This is a genomic window from Leptospira kirschneri serovar Cynopteri str. 3522 CT, assembly GCF_000243695.2.
GTDB classification, from domain to species: Bacteria; Spirochaetota; Leptospiria; order Leptospirales; family Leptospiraceae; genus Leptospira; species Leptospira kirschneri.
In genome coordinates, this window is record NZ_AHMN02000004.1 from 456,607 (window position 1) to 477,038 (window position 20,432).

At 35.2% G+C, this 20,432-nt stretch carries 16 protein-coding genes and 3 pseudogenes; 10 read left to right on the forward strand and 9 right to left on the reverse strand.

Annotated features, from left to right (window positions below; all coding sequences use genetic code 11):
* Nucleotides 1–58 precede the first annotated feature (58 nt).
* Nucleotides 59–328, forward strand: coding sequence for a hypothetical protein (locus LEP1GSC049_RS222130; RefSeq protein WP_004755989.1), 270 nt, complete (start codon nt 59–61; stop codon nt 326–328).
* A 302-nt stretch (nt 329–630) separates the two neighbouring features.
* Here LEP1GSC049_RS222130 and LEP1GSC049_RS222125 read toward each other — a convergent pair whose 3' ends face one another.
* The gene (locus LEP1GSC049_RS222125) at nt 631–2,226 is read right to left on the reverse strand and encodes a BTAD domain-containing putative transcriptional regulator (RefSeq protein ID WP_004755951.1); all 1,596 of its coding nucleotides are present in this window, start codon (nt 2,224–2,226) and stop codon (nt 631–633) included.
* Nucleotides 2,227–3,834: 1,608 nt separating this feature from the next.
* A pseudogene (locus LEP1GSC049_RS2000000228645) lies at nt 3,835–4,090 on the reverse strand (hypothetical protein).
* 47 nt (nt 4,091–4,137) lie between these two features.
* On the opposite strand from LEP1GSC049_RS2000000228645, the gene LEP1GSC049_RS222120 reads away from it, so the two are divergent.
* Entirely contained in the window at nt 4,138–4,413 is a 276-nt protein-coding gene (locus tag LEP1GSC049_RS222120; protein WP_002152104.1) for an RNA recognition motif domain-containing protein, read from the forward strand.
* An 880-nt stretch (nt 4,414–5,293) separates the two neighbouring features.
* Complete coding sequence (locus LEP1GSC049_RS222115) at nt 5,294–6,028, forward strand: MORN repeat-containing protein (protein ID WP_004758787.1); 735 nt, start codon at nt 5,294–5,296, stop codon at nt 6,026–6,028.
* A gap of 928 nt (nt 6,029–6,956) precedes the next feature.
* Here the strand turns inward: LEP1GSC049_RS222115 and rktP are convergent.
* From rktP to LEP1GSC049_RS222100, 3 genes are read right to left on the reverse strand one after another with little or no spacing between them, the layout of a single operon-like run.
* Nucleotides 6,957–8,051 carry an Arg-Lys translocation region protein phosphatase RktP gene (rktP, locus tag LEP1GSC049_RS222110; RefSeq protein WP_016560523.1) on the reverse strand — a complete coding sequence of 365 codons (1,095 nt, stop codon included), beginning with the start codon at nt 8,049–8,051 and terminating at the stop codon, nt 6,957–6,959.
* Nucleotide 8,052: 1 nt separating this feature from the next.
* Nucleotides 8,053–8,853, reverse strand: coding sequence for a twin-arginine translocase subunit TatC (tatC, locus tag LEP1GSC049_RS222105; protein WP_004756074.1), 801 nt, complete (start codon nt 8,851–8,853; stop codon nt 8,053–8,055).
* Nucleotides 8,850–9,107, reverse strand: a complete 258-nt coding sequence (locus tag LEP1GSC049_RS222100; protein ID WP_004758675.1) for a Sec-independent protein translocase subunit TatA/TatB — start codon at nt 9,105–9,107, stop codon at nt 8,850–8,852. Before LEP1GSC049_RS222100 ends, tatC begins: the two co-directional genes overlap by 4 nt.
* A 464-nt stretch (nt 9,108–9,571) precedes the next feature.
* On the opposite strand from LEP1GSC049_RS222100, the gene LEP1GSC049_RS222095 reads away from it, so the two are divergent.
* From LEP1GSC049_RS222095 to LEP1GSC049_RS0204840, 5 genes and pseudogenes are all read left to right on the forward strand, one after another.
* The gene (locus LEP1GSC049_RS222095; protein WP_002177737.1) at nt 9,572–10,381 is read left to right on the forward strand and encodes a hypothetical protein; all 810 of its coding nucleotides are present in this window, start codon (nt 9,572–9,574) and stop codon (nt 10,379–10,381) included.
* A gap of 50 nt (nt 10,382–10,431) precedes the next feature.
* On the forward strand, nt 10,432–10,746 hold the full coding sequence (trxA, locus tag LEP1GSC049_RS222090; RefSeq protein ID WP_001970524.1) for a thioredoxin: 315 nt from the start codon (nt 10,432–10,434) through the stop codon (nt 10,744–10,746).
* 22 nt (nt 10,747–10,768) lie between these two features.
* A pseudogene (locus LEP1GSC049_RS222085) lies at nt 10,769–12,927 on the forward strand (cAMP/cGMP-dependent 3',5'-cyclic-AMP/GMP phosphodiesterase).
* Nucleotides 12,928–12,944: 17 nt separating this feature from the next.
* Nucleotides 12,945–14,075: an acyl-CoA dehydrogenase family protein gene (locus LEP1GSC049_RS222080; RefSeq protein ID WP_004755915.1), complete on the forward strand. Its 1,131-nt coding sequence runs from the start codon at nt 12,945–12,947 to the stop codon at nt 14,073–14,075.
* 39 nt (nt 14,076–14,114) lie between these two features.
* Nucleotides 14,115–14,942, forward strand: a complete 828-nt coding sequence (locus tag LEP1GSC049_RS0204840; protein ID WP_244266173.1) for an Lsa36 family surface (lipo)protein — start codon at nt 14,115–14,117, stop codon at nt 14,940–14,942.
* Here the strand turns inward: LEP1GSC049_RS0204840 and LEP1GSC049_RS2000000227300 are convergent.
* Nucleotides 14,853–15,649 (reverse strand): IS5 family transposase gene (locus LEP1GSC049_RS2000000227300; protein ID WP_162833666.1). Its coding sequence is split into 2 segments (ribosomal slippage): nt 14,853–15,304 and nt 15,304–15,649, totalling 798 coding nucleotides; the frame shifts between segments, so codons are not numbered across the junction. The two genes, LEP1GSC049_RS0204840 and LEP1GSC049_RS2000000227300, sit on opposite strands and share 90 nt — an antisense overlap.
* 53 nt (nt 15,650–15,702) lie before the next feature.
* Between LEP1GSC049_RS2000000227300 and LEP1GSC049_RS222070 the strand changes: the two are divergent.
* Both LEP1GSC049_RS222070 and LEP1GSC049_RS222065 read left to right on the forward strand, forming a co-directional pair.
* Nucleotides 15,703–16,161: pseudogene (locus tag LEP1GSC049_RS222070) on the forward strand (Lsa36 family surface (lipo)protein); the annotation flags it as partial.
* A gap of 105 nt (nt 16,162–16,266) precedes the next feature.
* Nucleotides 16,267–16,878, forward strand: coding sequence for a hypothetical protein (locus LEP1GSC049_RS222065; protein ID WP_004756008.1), 612 nt, complete (start codon nt 16,267–16,269; stop codon nt 16,876–16,878).
* A gap of 1,138 nt (nt 16,879–18,016) precedes the next feature.
* Here the strand turns inward: LEP1GSC049_RS222065 and LEP1GSC049_RS222060 are convergent.
* The 3 genes from LEP1GSC049_RS222060 to LEP1GSC049_RS222050 all read right to left on the reverse strand — a co-directional run bounded on the left by LEP1GSC049_RS222060 (nt 18,017) and on the right by LEP1GSC049_RS222050 (nt 20,424).
* Nucleotides 18,017–19,318, reverse strand: a complete 1,302-nt coding sequence (locus tag LEP1GSC049_RS222060; protein WP_032828388.1) for an MFS transporter — start codon at nt 19,316–19,318, stop codon at nt 18,017–18,019.
* A gap of 75 nt (nt 19,319–19,393) precedes the next feature.
* A complete protein-coding gene (locus tag LEP1GSC049_RS222055) occupies nt 19,394–19,753 on the reverse strand; it encodes a phasin-related domain-containing protein (protein ID WP_004756006.1) in 360 nt (119 codons plus the stop codon).
* A 98-nt stretch (nt 19,754–19,851) separates the two neighbouring features.
* Nucleotides 19,852–20,424 carry a bifunctional nuclease family protein gene (locus tag LEP1GSC049_RS222050; protein ID WP_000366622.1) on the reverse strand — a complete coding sequence of 191 codons (573 nt, stop codon included), beginning with the start codon at nt 20,422–20,424 and terminating at the stop codon, nt 19,852–19,854.
* Nucleotides 20,425–20,432: the final 8 nt, after the last annotated feature.

Below are 20,432 nucleotides of genomic sequence, written 5' to 3' on the forward strand. Positions count from 1 at the left end.
AGTATATTATGAAAAAGGAATTTAACAAACACTAACCTCATTTTGGAGAAGTTAGTGTATGTATATCGATTTAGAAAATTTACGGTTTCCTTGGCGGACTAAATTCGGTTATCGTCTTCCTTATTTTCGAAAAGTTCAAACTACAAATGAACTCAGAAAAACATTTGATACCGATTGGGAATTAAAGGACGGATCTTGGATCAAAATTCAACCCAGAAAAAAACGGTCTTATCGGATGCTTCCAACTCATTGGGATGATCAAAGTTATTCAAGAGATCGAAATAAAAATTGGAAAGAATTTAGAAAAACTAAATGGAAAAATCGCTGAGTCAATTTCAATAGCGGGTTGAAATTGAGAGTTTGTCCTAAATAACGTGAGTTCGACTTAAGAAAATGAAAGAATTTTCTAAAAGTATGAGTTCCTACTTTAGAATTCATTCGTAAAATCGTGATTTATAGGAGTTCCTACATTTGAGAATCAATCTGCAAAGTTCAGATTCCAACTTTTCAGAAAAATAATCGATTCTTTACGCCGAATTCACGTTAAGCTACATTGGTTTTGTTTATCTAGTTTTCACAGTATGATTTCCACATTTTTAAGTTTTGGGCATTTGAACCTAGAAAGTATCATTAAACGCGGCTTACTTCTCCGGAACGGATTTTTTCGATCAAATTGAACGTTGCAGATTCCGGTTCGATGTCTAATTCTTTCTTCAAAGATTTTTTAAATTCTTTGTATTTACGCAGGGCTTCATTTTTGCGATTCAATTGGAAAAGGGCTTCGAAATGAAATCTCCAAGCTCTTTCATCCAAGTCGTCCAGATAAATCCAATTCGCGGAATCGTCTAAAAGTTTTTCGATTTCATTTTTCTCCGAATCTTTTTCACATAAAAATTGGAAGATTTCGATTAAACTTTTTCGAATATACTCTCTTCTAATTTCCGATTCCGGAAAATAAAGATCGAATTCAAAAAAAACACCTCTATAAAACTTTCTTGCACAACGAAATTCTTGAATTGCTGATTCAGTATCTCCTTGGCGTATAGATTTTGTTCCTATTTGGTAGTGTTTTTCGAAAAGTTGAAAGTCGGTTTGAACTAAATCTTGTCTGAAAAATAAACGGTCTTCTGAAAAAACGAGTGCTTCTGAATTTCCTATGATTTTTCTCAAACGAAAACAAAGAGCGTGCAAACTATTGAGCGCTTTTTTTTCAGACATTTCAGGCCAGAGTAGCTCGAGCAATTCTTCTCTATGAATTCCTTTTTCAAAACGAATGAGAAGTATTTTGACAAGTTTCAACATTTTCTTTTTAGTAGAGATTTCCTTTTGAGGAATTCTAATTCCTCTTCTTTCTAATTCTAGATTACCGAGAGTACGGATAAAAAAAAGATTCTTTTCGGAAGGTGGAGAATTGATTTCGATCTGATGAATTTTTTCTTTTTGATTTTCATATTCTATCGTTTTTACTTTAGGTAAAAACGAAAAGACGGTCAGTTTTTTAGATGGAGTCAAAATCTGTTTCAACTCTTCTTTAGATTTTCTTTCAAATGGATTCGACTTGAGAAATAAATCTACGGAGAACGAGAGAATTAAAAAACTAAAATGAGAAGTATAGGGAAATGAAACCAAATTGATTGCTACTAAAATGTCTAAGAGTACATTTGCACAAAACAATGTAAGTCCTATAAATAAAAATAAATTTTTGAATAGATTATGGATGAATTGGGTAATCACCTTAAATAAGATCCAAAAGATTGTCAAAATTCTAGAAAAATATAAATAATTAACTAAAATCGGTTGATCAGTTTCATAGATTATAATTCCGAGAGAAGGGAATTTTTTTTCGTGAAGAAGTCCGATGTGATACGAATTGAAATCGAATAAAATAGCCACGGATAATAACAAGTTGAGTAGTATATAAAAATATAAGAAGTCAGTGCTGAAAATTTTAAGATAGGAATTTACAAATAGGATTAAAAAAATTCCAAATATAGGAAGTACAATATCTTTTAATCTTTCCCAGATCAAGGCTTCTTCCGCATTTGCCGTGTTGATTGTTTGTGTAAAAAATAAAATATATAAACCATAAGCTATCTGTAGAAAAGCAAAATGTAATAAATGTATTTGGTTTCTGTTTTTATAATATACGAATAAATTATAAAACGCTTTAAAAATAAGTAAGGTAGCCACTAAGTAACAGAAGATTTGATAAAGTGTTATATCCATTGTTTTGCGATTCCTTTGATGTCTTGTAGCCTTTATGAATTCATTTTTGAATATAAGTAGATGAATTTTTATCAACGAAAATTCTTTTGTTGAATTTATCGTTTATAAATGTTGCAGAGTTTTTAAAAGAACGGATTGATAATAAAGAATATTTTGAAATTTAAAAAATATTCTAACTCGGTTTGAAATAGATGGGTTTACTTGAGGGATACTTAAGGACTTACTGCTTGGGCGAATGAAAATAGCACCAAAAGTTAACGATCGATTTTATCAAAGATGTGTAAGTTTTTAAAAAATTGTATTTAATCCGGATTTATTAGCTTTTTAAAAGATATTTCAGATTTTAAGTTTTAAAATGAGTTTAGCATAAGTATTTTTTTATATGTCCGAGTAGTAAGTATTCACCTAACAAGAATTACTGATTCTTGTAAAATTAGGTAATGTGAATTTTTTTGTAAAACATTGTTCGGTGCAAAAACTATAGCGCTACAAAATGATTGTTATGTAAATAACTTACAATATATTCAATCTATTGAACATAAAATTTAAATAAACTTTTAAACTAAAATATAAAACATTTCTATATTTGGAATTACTAACTTTTTTAAAATTAGAGTTGTTGAAAAATGAATTCTCCATCTGTTTTTATTTCATAGAAACGAGCAATTGAAATAGTTTTATTAAGCTGAACTACTTTAATTTTTCAACAACTCTATTAATTACTGTGAATTTTAACTAGGAATCTCTGTTTAACTGAAAATATTACTGATCTCTATAAAATTGAGTACCGTTAATTCTATCAAAAAACGCTGATTCTATGTAAAATATTAGGTATTTTATTATATAGTTATGAGTAACGTGAGTTAACGCGAAAGGGATCGATGTGGAGTCAAGTTATTGGTATTTTATAAAAATTGAATCTGATTATTTAGTTTCACAATAACTTGACCGAAGCAAGAGCTTGGTCCGGCTGCCTGTGGCAAGCCGGATTCGCCCCGGTTTTATCTTATGTCAATTTTTTCGTAAAAAAATAGATGTTTAAATATTTGTAATGTGGCTTAATCTGTGGGAACTACTATAAAAGAATCATCGTTCATCCGATTTTTACACAAAACCGCTGTTTTACGGTCAGCATCAAAATTTAAATCCCATTTTAACGTGGATTTGACTGAGAAAGAATTATGAGTTCCTACAATTTTAGAATTTGTTCTTAAAAACTTGATTTGTGGTAGTTCCCACATTTAAGGAATAGATCTGCAAAATTCAGATACCAACTTTTTTTCAGAAAAATGAATTATGGATTTTTTACGCCGAACACACGTTATTTTGAAAAAACAGTTTTCAATTTGGTCCTATTTTCTCTTTAAAAAATAAGTAGAGAGGTATTTTAAAGTTTCTGAGTAAAACTTTCGTAGTTTTTGATGTTGTTATAAACGATCGAAAGCCAGATTTTTGATTCTAGCGGGAATTTAAAAAATTGAGGACAATTCTTTGATTTTGTATCTTCGCGGGGGGTACTTTTCTAAATTTAGGAATAAAAATTAGAAAAATAAGGAAATTTAGTAAAAATCAAAATTCTAAGATTGATGAATCCGAAAATTCTTACGTTTAGAGGCATCTTGTATTCAAGTTATAACCCGATTTTACTGTGTTGATGAGGGGTAAAAATCTAAATCTGTTTTTCCTAAAGGCAATTCGTAAAATATGAGATTTTCTTGACAATTTTTTGACTATGATTACCGTAAGCGCGACTGGAATCTTAAGCTGCCTTTTCCCGGGTCAGTTGAGAACTTTTAAATAATAGAACACCAGGAAAGGTCATTTCTCTCCCGAATCCCGCTGATTGATTGGTCTCGCCTTGTATTCTATTAAAATTTAGGAGCCAGTAATTTTTAGTAAGGACCCTTTCTCATGAACATTTATATAGGCAACCTCGCCTATCAGGCAACCGAAGACGACCTCCGTAAAGCATTTGAGTCTTTTGGAGAAGTAACCTCTGTACGCATCATCACTGATAAACTTTCCGGCAAATCCCGGGGATTGGCATTTGTGGAAATGGCGAACAAAGACGAAGGAAATGCTGCAATTGACGGCTTAAACGGAACTCAAATCCGTGGAAGAGAAATTAAAGTTAATGAAGCGCTTCCCAAAAAGCCTTTTCCAGAAAAATCCAGATCTAGATATTGATCTTTTAAAGGGAGAAAAACGGTTGTTTTTCTCCCTTTTCTTGAGAGCAGGTTTACTGCTGAAACGGATTTAAGATTTTTACTTTCTATATTCCAATCATTTTACTTTTGCCTAATTATTCTTAAGTTCTAAAATACGAGTTATCGTTTAGAATAGGTTATTGATTATGAATGGAACTCTTACAAGTTTAAGATATTGCAGTTTAACCCTGAAAATGTGGGAACTCTCACTTTTAGCCGAAATGTATATTCGTTTAGGAACAAAATTTAGAAATTAGAATTCTAACTTAATGTGAATTCTGTATAAACCCCCAATGCGAAAGTGATTATTATGCTGCGATCCATAGAAGCAGCAACCTGAGTTTGGAAATTTCGAAGGAATTGGAACATTATGTTGCGAAAATAAGAAACAACATTGAGTTCAAGCCGAGCCAGTTTGCTATAAAATTTGCGAGTTGCTAAAGACGACTCGCAAAACTCAGCGAATGCCTCTCTAAGGATCGGAATTCAGGGAGTCGTTGCACCTGAGTTTTTTATTCGCCAAGAGTCCTGCTCACATTAACTTATTTGGTGATCTATCAACACCAAGATATTGTAAATCAAAAGAGTCGTTCCTGATTCAAAAAGATTTTTTATATTTTTAGACAAACCTGCGTTAGGTGTGCTGATTTCTACTTTTTAAGGAATCAATTTTCGAACTTATGTCTAAAAACTATGAAGATCATTTATAAAAACGAATGTTAGGTGGTACCTTGCTAACAGTTCTTAAGATGATGATATAATTCAAAATTCTTTTTTATGAATCGACCATGAAACCTGCAGATTCTAATTCTTAAAGAATTGAGTTTGACAGATTCGGCCTGAATAAATAAAATTTTGACATGTTTGTAAGAGCAAACGTATTTATTTCGTATTCAAAAAATATGATTCGATGGAAACAGTTCTCAAATTTGGTTTTAAAAAAAATTAGAACCTCTCTTCCGGTTGAAATTTTCCGTAACAAATTTCTCGAAGTTATGTTCCTTATCCTAGTCGTATTACAATGTACTTCCAGCGATAAAAGAATTACGTCTAACGAATCCGCAGACGGTGGCGCGGGAAGTTCTTCTTATAGTGAAAGTGAAGTGAAAGAAGAACAAACTGAATCCTCTTTTTCCGCACGATCTACGTCTATGGAAGCCGATCGAGTTCGAGGTTGTGTCCAAGGAGATTGTGTTTCTGGAACTGGTGTTTATATTTATGATAATGATGATGAATATAGCGGTTCTTTTGTGAATGATCTTAGAAATGGCTCTGGAAGAATGAAATATAAAAATGGGGATCGATTTGAAGGAAGTTTTAAAGACGACTTGAGGGATGGAAAAGGGACTTATATTTTTAAAAATGGGGCTATGTTAGAAGGAACCTTTGAGATGGGAAAAATGATCGGTCCTGGAAAAGTGCGTTTTCCGGATACAAGCATTTATGAAGGAGATTTTCAGGACGAAAAAAATTCTGCAGAAGGAGTTATGTATTCTTCTTTTGATCATTCCAAAAGACATTGTAGAATAGAAAATAAGGTAGTTCTTTGTGGAGGACCTCTACAGGAATCCGGAGATATTAAGCCACTTCACTAAATAAATTTTTTATTTAAGAATATTTTGATATTCTTAAAATTCAAAAGATTGTTGTCAAAGGACTTATAACACCTGAGTTAGACGTAAAAAAATCTGGGTGAATCCAGCTTATCGCCGAACCTAGCTCTTTAGTTCTGGTTAATAGATTATATGCAGGAAGCATTATATAAAAATCGTCTTTAATTTTAATATAGAACGCGATCCGTAGATAGTCGTTCTGCTGGTTTCAAGCGTGATGTATTGAGTTCAGGAAGTAAGACGGCTTTAGTTTGAAAGAGCGTTCTCCTGAATTTTCCCGCATTGATTCCTTTTGCGTTATACCGAATTCACATTGTATAAATAATTTTTTTTCATGATCGCAAAACGGCGATTCTATGCAGAAATTTGATTGACCAATTAGTTATTTTTAGATGTCTCTGCGAAGGTATAAAAAGAATATTACTATTGAGTTGATTCAAAAAGTTAGAATGTAGAAACTCCTCAAAAAAAGTTATGAATTTCCGAATAGTCCCATTTGTAATAACTTCCTATATTTTCTCAAAATTCACCTTCATTAATTCTATAATCTTCAAAGTATGCGGCAATAGAAGAATTTATTTTTTAGATATTTGTACGATTAAAAAGACTGGTTCTATGGCTTTCCTTGCATTTAATCGTGGTGAAATTTTTCATTAAAGTTGTTGAAAAATTTTATAGTGGAGTATAGTAAAAACTGCTTTAATTGTCCAATTTCAGCGCAACAAAAACAGATGGAGAATTAATTTTTCAACAGTTCTATTTATGATTATTTCTGAACTTACAGATGTTTCAATAAATTCATTTTTTGCGATTTTACGAACAAAATTCTAAACAAAATTGGGTTTAAGATATTTTTTTGATAGTTCAGAAGAACATTCAAATATTTTTATAATTTAATAAACGAATGTATTTAATTTTTTATCCTAATTGCAAGTAAGGCGGAAGTTTCTAAGACTTTTTTACCGTATTTTTTTTCTAAGGTTCTACCACAGTCTAAAATCAGATCTCTAGAATTTCGAAAATTTTTGCCTGTTAAAACGTTTTGAAATTGTTTTATGAACTCGGGCGCCGAAATTCCGATTGCGGAATAGGTTCGGTCCGAAATTAAGACCCAGTATTCGTCCGTCTTTAAAACGGTTTTATGAATTTCTAAGTCGGCTGCTTTGTAATCGAAATAACGCACTTTATTTTTTTCCAAAGGAATGAATTCATTATTTTTATAAACGAATACGGGAAGTTCTTGAAAGTGAATATACCCTAATTCCCCGGTTTTAGTTTTAAGATAAAAAAGTGAAAGATTTAAAAATGGAATGGGCATTTTGGAAAGAATTTTACCGATCTTAAAAATTAATTCTTCTCCTGGAATTTCGTTTGTTTCATTGGCTAAGGAGAAAATTCCTTCTAACCTTGCTTTAAATGCGGATTCTAAAATTCCCGGACTTGAAAACCCTGCCAAAATACCAACACAACCGTCTGCACTCGGAACTACATTCGTATAATCACAGTTAGAATTTCCGCTCATTCTAGGAAAAAGAGAAACATCCAGATTTAAAATTTTAGGTAATTGGATTCTGTAAAAAGCTCTTTGAATTGAATCCGCGATTTCCTTATTTATTTCGCCTAACGTTTCACCGGAAGGATTCTCTTTGAATTCTTTTTGTTGAAAAAATTTTAAACGAAAAGCACGAACCAATTCTCCGATTTCATCGTCTCTTTCTTCTGCAGGAGTTTCTTCGTAGACTTCGTTTCCCCAGTCTTGAGCGAGAGTTATCAAAGAACGCATCGAAGAATAGATGAGTCTTACAAAATAGAATACGAGGGAAGCGATAAGAGTGGAAAATGAAATTGAAAGTGCAAGACGGATGGAAAGAGAAATTACCTTTTGTTGTCCTAAAGGAGACTTAAGAATAATATCGTCTGTAATCGTATAAACTAGAAAGAATAAAAAACTCAGAACGAAAACCGCGATCGATAATTTAAGTTTAGAAGGAATTTTTGTGATCAAGCTATTCTCTCTCTATTATTTTCATGAGAACGATAGATACTATAAATAAAACCGTCAATGGGACAAATAAGAATAACATCGAAATCAAATCTGGTCCCGGAGAAAGAACTGCGGCGGCAATCGCAAGAATTATAATCGCTTCTCTCCATTTGGAAAGAAGGAAAGAAGAACGAATGATTCCTAAACCGCCAAGAAGAATGAGTATAATCGGAAGCTGAAAAGATAAACCGAAAATCAAATGAATGTTGAAAAAAATTTCGTAATATTCATCGATTGGAAGTCTGGCTTCTATATCCAGGGGGCGGAAGTTGACTAGAAAAATTTTTAAAAGATTTTCGAAAGCTTCTGTCCAGCAGAGCCAAATCCCGAACCAAAAAAGAAGGGTGCTAAAAAAGATTAGGAATTTACCGTATCGATCCGCTTTGGAATCAAGTGCGGGAGAAATAAAACCCCAAAGAAAAAAGAGAACAAATGGAAGACCCAACAAAATAGAGATCATAAATGAACTCTTCAAGTAAATCATAAATGGAGCCATCAAATTGATCTGATAAAATGTCGCTTGTGGACCTAAGACATTTTTATAGGGTTGTGCGAGAATTTTATGAATCTCTTCTCCAAAACATAAGGAAATTCCCATAATGATCGCTACTACAACGAGAGACTTGATAAGAACCATCCGGAGTTCTTCCAAGTGATCTCCCAAGGTCATATATTTTTCCCTGTCTCTCGGTACGGATTCTTCCGGATAAGGAAGGTTTTTTGATTTTTTCTTTGCAGCCATTCCTAGAATGGGTTTTGTCAAGTGGATTTGGACTTTTTAGACTTAGAAGTTTTTGTTTCTTCTTTCGGAGCCGAACGCTCTTGTTCTTGGCTGATTTGTTGGGAAGAATCATCCGATTCACCTGTTAAGGATTTGCGAAACGATCTGATTCCATCTCCTAAATCTTTTGCCAAAGAAGGTAGTCTTTTTCCTCCGAAAAGTAAAAGAGCGATGAATAAAATGAGTAGAATTTCAGTCCATCCGAGTGATCCGAAGACTGCTAAGGGTGCAAACATATTCAAATACCTCGACTAGCATTCAGTGTTTAAAAACGCGAAACACATTTCAGTTTCTTTGTTAGACTTTTACTTCCCTGTTATCTGTCAAATAGTAAGTAAATAAATCCTTAAGTTAGAATTTTCATTATACAACAGGACCGTTCTTATCTTTGATTGGTAATAGTTCCCACAATTTCAAATCAATGTATATGTATTTTTGTTTTTTCTTAAGTCAAGAGTTGGACTTCCAAAAAGTGCTATAGATTGAGCATTCGTTTTAAACTTTGAAAGAAATCGGTTATCACTTGGATAAATTTAACGGTTTCGACCAATTTTCTGGTAAGTAGTATCTACATTTTTAGAAATCAGATTTTAAGGTGAGATGGAAAGAAATTTTTCCAAAAAATGAAACGATTTAGATCGGTTCTGTCCTTTTTCATTTTGAAAATTACCGATATTCTAAGTATATCAGTTGGGAAAAGATGGCACTCAACAAAGAACAAAAACAGGAATTTGCAGAGAAACTAACGGACTTCAAAGTCTATTTGGATGATCTCAAAAAAGAAAGTAATCTATTTAAATCTCAATTGAGAAAAGACCCCAGATTAGAACCGTACTATCAAATTGCTTTATCTGTAAACGCAATCAAAATGATCAATACCTGCCTTTTGGTCAATGACCTAAGTGTTGCGATCTTAGACATTAAAAGTGATACATATTTAAATACCGGAAGGAAAGAAATTTACAATGCGATTTCCGGAATGGAAAAAGTAGTAGGGGCCGATTTCGAAGGAAGTCTAGCGGAAAATAAGGATTTACTAGCAAAAATTCCAGAATTTCTACCGGTTCAAAGATTGAATTTTATCAAAGCGATTCGTCAAGTAACAAACAAAACGATAGACGCTTTTGGAACCAATAGTAAGTGGAAATGGAGTTTTCCGGAAATCCATTTTAAAATTGCAGTACTGTGTAAAAACGTTTTCGATTTCCGTGCATTTGAAAAAGAAAGAGACTTAGAAAATCCTCACTACTATATTCGGCAGGAGCATTTTAATTTGATTCTTGAACTATGTAACTACGCCGCACAGGAATATCGGGCTAAATTTGATCTTTCTACACAAGACGCAGGAGATTTGAAAAAGTCCATCGCAATGTTGGAAGTAAACCGTAAAATTTTACAAACTACAGGTGAAACAGAAGACTTAGAGAAGACAAAAACTTTGATCGAATCTCTCCAAGATAAAGTCGAATCCATAGAAGCAGATAAGGATAAAAAGAAAAAGAAAAAATAGACCCTGTGAGTCTGATCTGTATTGTAGGAAAAAAGGAGAAAGAATCAAAGATGGCATTGGCAGAAGTCAACGATACAAATTTTAAAAGTGAGACATCCGGAGGATTGGTTCTCATCGATTGTTGGGCGGAGTGGTGCGGCCCTTGTAGAATGGTGGCTCCGGTTTTGGAAGAACTTTCTGGTGAATTGGACGGGTTGGTAAAAATCAAAAAACTGAATGTAGATGATAATCAAGATACAGCTCAAAGTTTAGGGATTTCTTCCATTCCTACATTGTTGCTTTACAAAGACGGACAACTTGTCGATAAAGTAATTGGAGCGCTTCCAAAAGCTCAAATTAAGAATTTTATAGAAAGACATAAATAATTTTTTTACTTCTTTATTTATTATGCTGAAAGAAACATACAAAGGTTATACGGAATTGCCTAGAGGAGGTATCTCATCGATACTTCCGAGGGATACCTTCAGATTGGCTCACCGCCGGAAACGATTAAGGATACAATGGGACTTGAAAAAAAGTCTCCTTTGGTATTTATCTTACCCAATAAATTCTTTCATGTGGAGAAGGGAATCAGTACTGCGGAACTGGAATTTCCGATCTACTATAACTTCTTTTTAAGACAGAAAAAAACATTTATCGTTTGTACGGAAGAACAGAGAACCCAGTTGATAACTGTACTCAAAGAGTCTCTTATGGGACCCGATAACATCAATCTTAAAAGTGAGTATCTCAACGGAGAACAATCTTTCGGATTCCCTGATATGAAAGCGGAAATGGCTTATTTTCGTGGATACAAGGGATTAGACGACGTAGTCGATTTTAAAGTATTCGATGCAGAAAATAAAGTATATTATGGAAATGTAATTATTGGCAAACTACAAAATGGGGATTTTCTTATCCAGGACGGAGAAAGAAAAATTGAGGTTCCAGGAGAAGTAGGCTTCAATATCAAATACGATATTGGGGAAAGACCTACTGAACCATTTCAAGCCCCACTCCTTGCAATTACTTGTCTTGGGCCTTCTCACGGATTTGATCCTGAGGATAACACTTCTGGTTTTATTATCTGGTTAAATCACCAAGGAATTATGGTGGATCCTCCCGTAAATTCGACGGAGTGGTTGCGTCAGTCGAACGTAAATCCTAAACTAATAAGCCACGTTATTTTAACTCATTGTCACGCTGACCATGACGCAGGTACGTTTCAAAAAATTCTGGAGGAAAACAAGATCACGATTCACGCAACGGAAACCGTGATGGATAGTTTTCTTAGAAAGTATTCCGCTTTGACTAAAATTCCTAAAAAGGAATTACAGGAATTATTTCACTTCCAACCAATCATTATCGGAAAAGCGACTATGATTAACGGAGGAGAATTCAATTTTCATTATGCACTTCATTCCATTCCTTCCGTAGGTTTTGAGTTTTTCTTTCAAGATCAGTCTTTTATTTATACTTCGGATCATTTGAACGAACCTGAGATTCACGATAAAATGTATGCGCAGGGAATTCTTCCCGAATCTAGATGGAAATTTTTCAAAGAGTTTCCCTGGGAAAGAAGGATCATCTATCATGAAGCTGGAATTCCTCCTCTTCATACTCGGATCAGTTATCTAGCTTCTCTTCCCCCTGAAATTCAGGAAAAAATTACGGTGTATCATATTGCCAGAAAGGATATGCCACCTGGAACTAAGTTGAAACTTGCTAAGTTTGGAATTGAGAATACTCTGTATCCGGAAATTACACCTCCGAAACATATCGAAGCGTATAACCTTTTAGATGTGTTGACTCAGATTGATATATTTCATGGATTTCCGATCGAAAAGGCTAAGGAATTTTTACTCATCGTAAACGAAGAAAGATATAAACGAGGAGATCAAATCATCCGCAAGGGAACTCCAGGGGATAAATTTTATATCATTGCGTCCGGAAATGTCAAATTTGAGGGACTCAATCAGGATGAAACTGGTCAAGGACCGATCAAACGTTATGGAACGTATGAGTATTTTGGAGAAGCGTCTCTTGTATTGGATCTTCCACGTGCAGCCGATGTTTATGCGGAAACGGATGTACTCGCGCTTACGATCGAAAAAAATAAATTTTTACAGTTCATACGAAATTCAGATCTAAAAAATAACCTAACAAGACTAAACGAAATTAGAGATTCTAATTCTTGGAAAGCATTGGCGGAATCCAGACATTTCCGAGGATTGACCAGCCATCAGATCACTCAGTTAGAATTGATCATGACTCTGCATAAAGTGAACGAAGGTTCAATTCTTGTAAGAGAAAAAGAATTTTACGGAGATGCCTACATCATTCGAAGTGGAAAAGTAAATGTCTATCAGAATGGTAATTTATTGGCTGAACTAACGGACGGAGACTTTGTCGGAGAGATTTATAATATCTCTAAGAACTTTGTATCGAATTATACATTTAGGGCGGAAACGGATACTGAGTTATATTCCATTCGGCAAAATGATTTGATCGATTATGTGAAGAAGAATCCAGGCGTTTACATGAGAATGAATACAGTCTACGCGTAGACGTTTGGGAGAAATGAATGGATAGAATCCTTCAATTTACGGAAGAACATGAATCCTTCCGTACGATGGCTAGAAAATTTTTCGAAACGGAAGTTGCACCGAATCACGAATCCTGGGAAAAAGTAGGGGTTGTTCCGAAAGAAATCTGGAAAAAAGCAGGGGCAAATGGTCTTTTATGTCCAGACGTTCCTGTAGAGTATGGTGGAGCGGGTGCAGATTTTCTATATAACGTAATTGTAATCGAGGAATCTTCAAGAGTAGGAAACAGCGGTTTTTTTATCTCTCTTCATAACGACGTAATTGCACCTTATATTACGACTTACGCAAACGAAGAACAAAAAAAACGTTGGTTGCCTGGTTGTACAACCGGAGACAGTATCCTTGCCGTTGCTATGACCGAACCCGGAGCAGGCTCTGATTTAAAAAATATTAGAACTTCTGCTATTGAAAAAAGTGATCATTACGTAGTAAACGGACAAAAAACCTTCATTTCCAACGGACAATTGGCAAATTTAATCATTACGGCTGTTAAACATGATAACGGCACGATGTCCCTTCTAATGGTAGAAGAAGGAATGAAAGGTTTTGAAAGAGGAAGAAGATTAGAAAAAATTGGTCTGAAAGCTCAGGATACTTCGGAACTGTATTACAACGACGTGATTGTTCCTAAGGAAAACTTGATTGGAAAACAAGGACAAGGTTTTCGTTATCTCATGCAAAAGTTGGCTACGGAACGATTGGTTCTTTCCATCGCAGCCGTAGAAGCGACCGCACTCGTACAAAGAATTACCCTTCAATACATTAAAGAAAGACAGGCCTTCGGAAAGAAAATCGGAACCTTTCAGAACATTAAATTTAAAATGGCTGAAATGGCAACGGAACTGGAGATGTGCCGTACTTTTGTCGATAAGATTACTCTGGAAACTATAGCCGGAAGATCAAATACCGCAGAAGCCTCTATGGCAAAATGGTATTCTACCGAAATGCAAAAACGTCATACAGATGAATGTTTGCAGTTCTTTGGTGGTTACGGTTATATGATGGAATATCCGATCGCGAGAGCGTACCTGGATGCGAGAATCCAAACAATCTACGCGGGAACTACGGAAATTATGAAAGAGATCATAGGCAGAAGCCTAGGACTCTGAAATAAATTTCTAAGGGTTTCCGTCAAATGAAACGGGGTAATGATGAATACCTTCCGCAGTTTAGTGGTAGGAAAGTTTTTTCCTATTTTAGTTTTTTCTTTTGTTGGATTTTTGACCCCGGCCAATTCGCTAATTGCGCAAATCGAATGTAGCGGCGCGGCTTGCGAAATCATTCCGAGTAATATTTCCTCTCAATTTAACGGACTGGAATACGAGATTCGTACAAAGTATCTAAACGAAGTAGTCGACTCGATGGAAGACGCCGCTTTATTGACTACGATCAATTCTTCCATGATGGGTAACGGATCGATTAATCGATTTCAACTAGGAGCAGGACTTTCCGCGGCGGGAGTTAAGAATGACGATATACAGATTCAATATGGTGGAATTACTCTTCCGAATTTACCAAACGGAGGCGCTTCTCTTGCTCCTACGTTGATGGCCGGAGTTAATTTAGGTTGGTTGACCGGAAGCGGACCCGCTGATCAGAAAGATAAAGATGAGAAAGATGGCGAAGGAAGATCTTTTCTTCATAGAGTCAATATCTTTGCTCATGGCTTTCAAGGAAAGTTGGATCAAGGAGATTTGAAAGAGCTCAACGATCAATCGGATCAGTATAAATTTTCGGGCAATTACAATTCTTTTGGGGCTACGGTTCGTTTTCAATTGATTCGAGAACGTTATACACGTTTGGATTTTTTTGGTTTTACCGGTCTTAGTTTGGGACTCGGATTTCATCGTAAAACCGAAGAAATGAATTTAGAGCCGGTCTCAAAACTACCTATCAAAAAAGTTAAAAGCAATGATAGAGCTTGCGAGATAAAGAGATGCAAGATAATTTTCAGATTTTCTTTCCCAACGAATTAGGATAGCCCTGAATCGATTGTGCCAACTGTTAGTTCTTTCAACGACCCATCGTCTAGGTTTTCCTTTATATTTACCAATGAGAGGCTTCTCACCTTTTTTCCGAATATGAGATTGAATGTTTCTTCTTTTGATTAAAACTTCTATATCTTTGAAATCATATCCTTTATCTAAACAAAGATGTTTTGGTTTCTTTTTTCTTCTACCGGAAAAAATCAGGATTGAATTCAACGTATCTTTTACAGCGTGTTTATCATGAACATTGGCTCCACTCAATGTTATGGCCAAAGGAATTCCATTTCCATCTGTAAGAATATGCCGTTTAACCCCCAATTTGGCACGGTCTGTAGGGTTTTTCCCAGTTAAGCTCCCCCTTTGGGAGCTTTAACCATTGCCGAATCCATCGAAGCCCAGTCCCATGCTATCTGATTCTTTACATCATAATATTTTAAAATAGATTTATAAATCTTTTTGAATACTCCTGCTCGTTCCCATTCTTGAAATCTTCTGTGACAAGTTTGGCCAGATCCAAACTCATTCGGAATGGCACGCCACTGACAGCCTGTTTTCATTCGATAGATGATACCGGCCATTACTAATCGTGTTGGTACTCGATTGCGACCTCCTTTCGGATTTACCTTTTCTTTCGGGATCAATGGGGCTATTTGTTTCCAAAGTCCATCCGGTATCTCTGAATAATATTTGTCCATTTCACAAGTAAATAATTACGATTCAAAAGTACAACCAGTTTTGAGACCGGCTCTTAGGTTATTCCCCGTCACAAATACCTAAAATTTCATTTGGCCCCGCCACAGGACGTTGGGACGCAGACTTTGCTTTGGATTATAGATCTAGGTCTCAGTCTTTGCCGATTGATATTCGAACAGGGGTGCGTTTGTTTTATTTTCTTACGATTTTTGTCGGAGCGGGGATGAGTCAAAATTCCGGAAATTCCAATATTCATTTAAGTGTGACCGGTCCGATGGTGCTTACTTTGGAAGCGGCAGCTGCTGGTTTACCTATAGATTTTTTAAAAGGGCAGTCGGCTAGCTCGGCAGGAAATCTGGCTATTCGAAGTCATGGAGATGCAAAAGCTAAGGACAGCGTGAATTATCTTTTGGGAGGAGTAGAAATCAACTTACTCACCTTTAAAATTTTAGTGGAAGGATTGGTTTCTGATAAAATTTATTCTGCGAACGTAGGCGTTAAGTTTGCCCTTTGATAAGACGGTACGTTTCTTGCAATCTTAATAGATAAGTCTTCATAAATATTCGTTTTTTATGAAGATTGCTTTAGAAATAAACAGAATGTATTTGAGGAAACCGTAATGATCCAAACGTCCGCAGAATCTTCCGTTCATATTTCTTGTATTCCAAGAGACGGTTCCTATGCATTAAAAGTGAATATCTCTAATAATGAAATTGGAATCATCTACAGAGTTACTGCCGCTCTTTTTGTGAGGGGTTGGACAATTGAAGAAGCCGTGGCCGAAACTTCCCAAGACGGTTATATCAGCGATATTTTCATCGTTAAAAGTGTGGAAAATTTTCCGATGACTGAAGAGGCTCTTCATCTCATTCAGAAGGATTTGAAAGAAATGTTTTTCCAAGGTGTTTCCGTTCTAAACTACTTAGAAAGATTTCCGGAAAAAGCCGAATATCTGAAAAATAAAGAAAGGTGTCCTATCGAATTGTTCTTATTCAATTCGCAGGGCAGTGATTGTACTGTCATGGATTTGAGAATGAAAGATAGACCTGGTATTATTTTCGAAGTGTCCCAACTTTTGTTTTTATACGGTATCGATATTCTTTCGTTTAAGGCGGTGACTGATTCTAATTCAGTTCGAGATATGTTTTTGCTTCGATTGGAAAACGGAAATAAATTAGATGAGTCTCTTCACTTTGAAAAATTAGCAACTGCTTTAAGGACCATTTTATAAATATACTACTCGGACGTATGAAAATAGTATCAAAAGTTAACAATTGATTTTACCAAAGATATGGAAGTTTTCAAAAATTATATTTAGCCCTGATTTGTGAGTTTTTTGTAGGAGATCCCACATTTTCAGTTTTGAAACAAGTTTAGTATAAGTATTATCTTATGCGTCCAAATAGTAAGAGTCGTTTTAAAGATTCTTCTATTTAACGCTAATTTGTGGAGAAAGTTGGAGAATAAAAAAACTCAATGCTTTTCCTGAATTCAATGCATCGCCTTCGCATTTGGTTATATTATCGAATTCACATTAATTTTTAAATTTTGTGGTAGTTCCCACAATTTTAGGAAATTGGAATATTTTGTATATCAAATTAGTGTAGTAACTACTGCGAACTTTGCATTTTTTTTAGATGTAGGAACTATTACTGATTTCTATTTAAAGTGAGTAGGACGTAAGAAATCCGTTTTATCTTAATGTGAGTTTGGTATAACGCGAAATGGATCGATGCTAAGAAAACTAAAGCAGAACGTTCTCTCAAACTTCTCTTCTATGGGCGCTCTCAAGCTCAGCAAAACGCTCTCTACCATAACCAACCCCACAAGTTGAAGAAGATTTTAGAATCAGAAGGATAAAAACGTACATTATTCAAGTGTTCCGACAAGAATGAGTCTTTTTACTTGCGAAAAGCATGTTTTTCTGATAGAGAAAATTTTTCCGAACCTTACCGCCTCCACCCCCACCCAAAAATAAAAGGGTGGGAAACTAAATTTTACAGAGAATTTGTCGTAATTCCGACAGATTTATATTGAGATCCAAATACTTGTGGGTTTGGTTATGGCTCTCTATGGATCGCGTTTGAAACTCAAGCAGAACGCTCTCTCAAACTTCGCTTCTATGGGCGCTCGACAGATCGCGTTCTATATTGAAACTAAAGCAAAACGCTTTTTACGAAAGCGTTTTAGATCGTGAGCCATTTTAATTATGAAATTTGCGAGCTGCGACGACGACCCTCGTTGCACCTGAGTTTATTATTCGCCCCAATTTTCTAACGCCGAACTAACGTTAGATAATAAAGTATCTAATATTTTGAACTAAAACATGGCTTTGCGTTTAAAATTAATGGTACTCAATTTTATAGAGATCAATAGTTTTTAGATTCTACTGGCTTTGGTTGTTTCAATTTCCATATAAAAAGCAGAAATAAGAAACTAACAAGCCCGGAAGTCAAAAATGAAATTGCAGGACCTTTACTAAAGTAAATCAGACAAAATACAAAAGGGGCCATTCCTCTTCCTAAAGAGGCGAGACTTCTAAACATTCCGAGATTGGTTCCTTGTTCTTCTTTTCCGGATACAAGAGAGACTAACGTAGATAAGGAAGGATGAAGTAGGGCGCTTCCAGAAGCTAAAAACGTAAGTGAAATAAAAAGTTGATAAGAATTAGAAACGAAGTATAAAATAAAAAAACCTACTAACAAAGAGAACGTTCCTATACGAATTAATTTTGTTTCGTCAACTTTTCCAGACAGTCTTCTAAAAACTCCTCCTTGAATCAGTACGATGATCATTCCTATATAAACGAAAGTAAAACCGATTTCAGTAGGTTTGTAGTTCAAAAATTGACTGAGATAAAAATTAATTGAAAATTCGAAACCAGAAAACGCAAATACGAAAACGAAATAAAAAATAGAATATAAAACTACTTTCTTATTTTTCGAAGTGAATACTCCTAAAATCGGATGAATTTTTTTTCTTTCTAACGAATCTTTTTGATCGAATGTTTCCTGAAACCAAAAAAGAATCATAAGCAGATTGATTAACGCGATGATTGTAGCGGCAAGAGCTGAGGCAGGAAACACTGTAAACGTTAAATCCGGAAACATAAGTTTCAAAAAGTCTAAATTAATTTTGGCGAATAATCCTCCCGTTGAAGGGCCTGCGATAAAACCTAAACCCACACCGGCGCCTATCATTCCCATTCCTTTGGCTCGATCTTTTTCGTTTGTAATGTCTGCCATCGCTGCAGAAGCTACGGATATGTTTCCTCCCATTGTTCCGGTGATCACTCTGGATAAAACGAACAAAGAAAAATTTCCAGAAAACAACCAAATTACATAACCTAAAAAACTTCCAAGACTAGTGAGAACTAAGACTGGTTTACGGCCTAAATGATCCGAGATCCTTCCCCAGATCGGCGCAAATATAAATTGTAAAATAGAATAGAGACTTGCTACAATTCCACCAAAAAGAGCTACAAATAAAGAACGATCTCCGGAAGAAACTTCCAACAAAAGTCGAGTCCAGTCAGCAAATTGATCTAAAACCGGGTCTCCAGGTTGAGAAAGAAAGATCTTAAGAGTTTCTGGAAAGATAGGAAAGATCACAGAAAATCCCATCATATCAATGAATACCGTAAAAAAAAGTACGAAAGAAGTTTTATTCATACGAGGTAGGAAGGCCTGAAGACAATAGTCTTTCAAGCCGTTTACCTTGTCTTAACATTTTCAGAAAAAGTAGGGTTATTGTTTTTTACTTAAGAGATGTTTTAGTTCATCTAAAGTATTTTTTGCAGCCGCTTTGAGAGGTTCCGGAATGGAAGATTCAATTTCGGCAGAAAGTCGAATGAAATTTTCCTGAAGTTTTGCAAACGCCTGTTGTCTGCTCTCTTCCCCCTTCGAAAGAATTTCAGTTGCGTCTTGAACCGTTTTATTGAGAAGCTCTCGAACTCGGTTTGCTTCCATACTTTGGTTGATTTCACCTTTTTCTCTTAGTTCCTGGTAGATTGTATCCAATTCGGCCAAGGACTGTTTAACTTTTTCTTCTCCGTTTTGAAATAGTGCGATTCCCGCGTTTAGAATATCCATCAATAACCTTTCCAATCTGATTCTCCTTTTGATCTACCGATTGAGCTTGATCGATGATTGTAGAACTTACACCGGTTCTAAGTCGTCTCTTTTTTAAAACTATATCAGGAAAATTAAGAATTCTCGATTAACTTTTTGATCTGATCCCGAATTCGGGCGGCGGTTTCGTAGTCTTCGGTTCTAAGAGCGTTGTTTAAAGATTCTTGTAAAATTTCCAATTGTGTTTTGGGAAGTTGGGAAATTTTTTCTCTCGCAATAGATTCGCCTGGAATTTCTTCGTCTTTCATTTCGATTCCGGCTTCTTCGATTACTTTTTTAGCGAGATAAATCGGAGCGTTTGCTCTGAGTGCCAGTGCGATGGAATCACTTGGTCTTGCGTCCAATACGATTACGTCTTCGTCTTTACGGAGAGTAATTTTCGCATAAAAGGTGTTATCTATAATTTCTTCGATCGAAATTTTAATAATACTTACGTTTAAAGTTCCAAGAAGGACCGTCATCAAATCGTGGGTCATTGGTCTAGGTGGTTTTGTTCCATCCAAAACTGAAGTAATGGAATGAGTTTCTAAAGGCCCGATAAAAATCGGAACTACTCTAGAATCGGAATCGTCCTTCGTTTTGAGAAAAACCGCAAAGCCTACGTTTGTCAGAGAAATATCCGAAATTTTTGCTTCTACAAGATCCATTCTCTTGG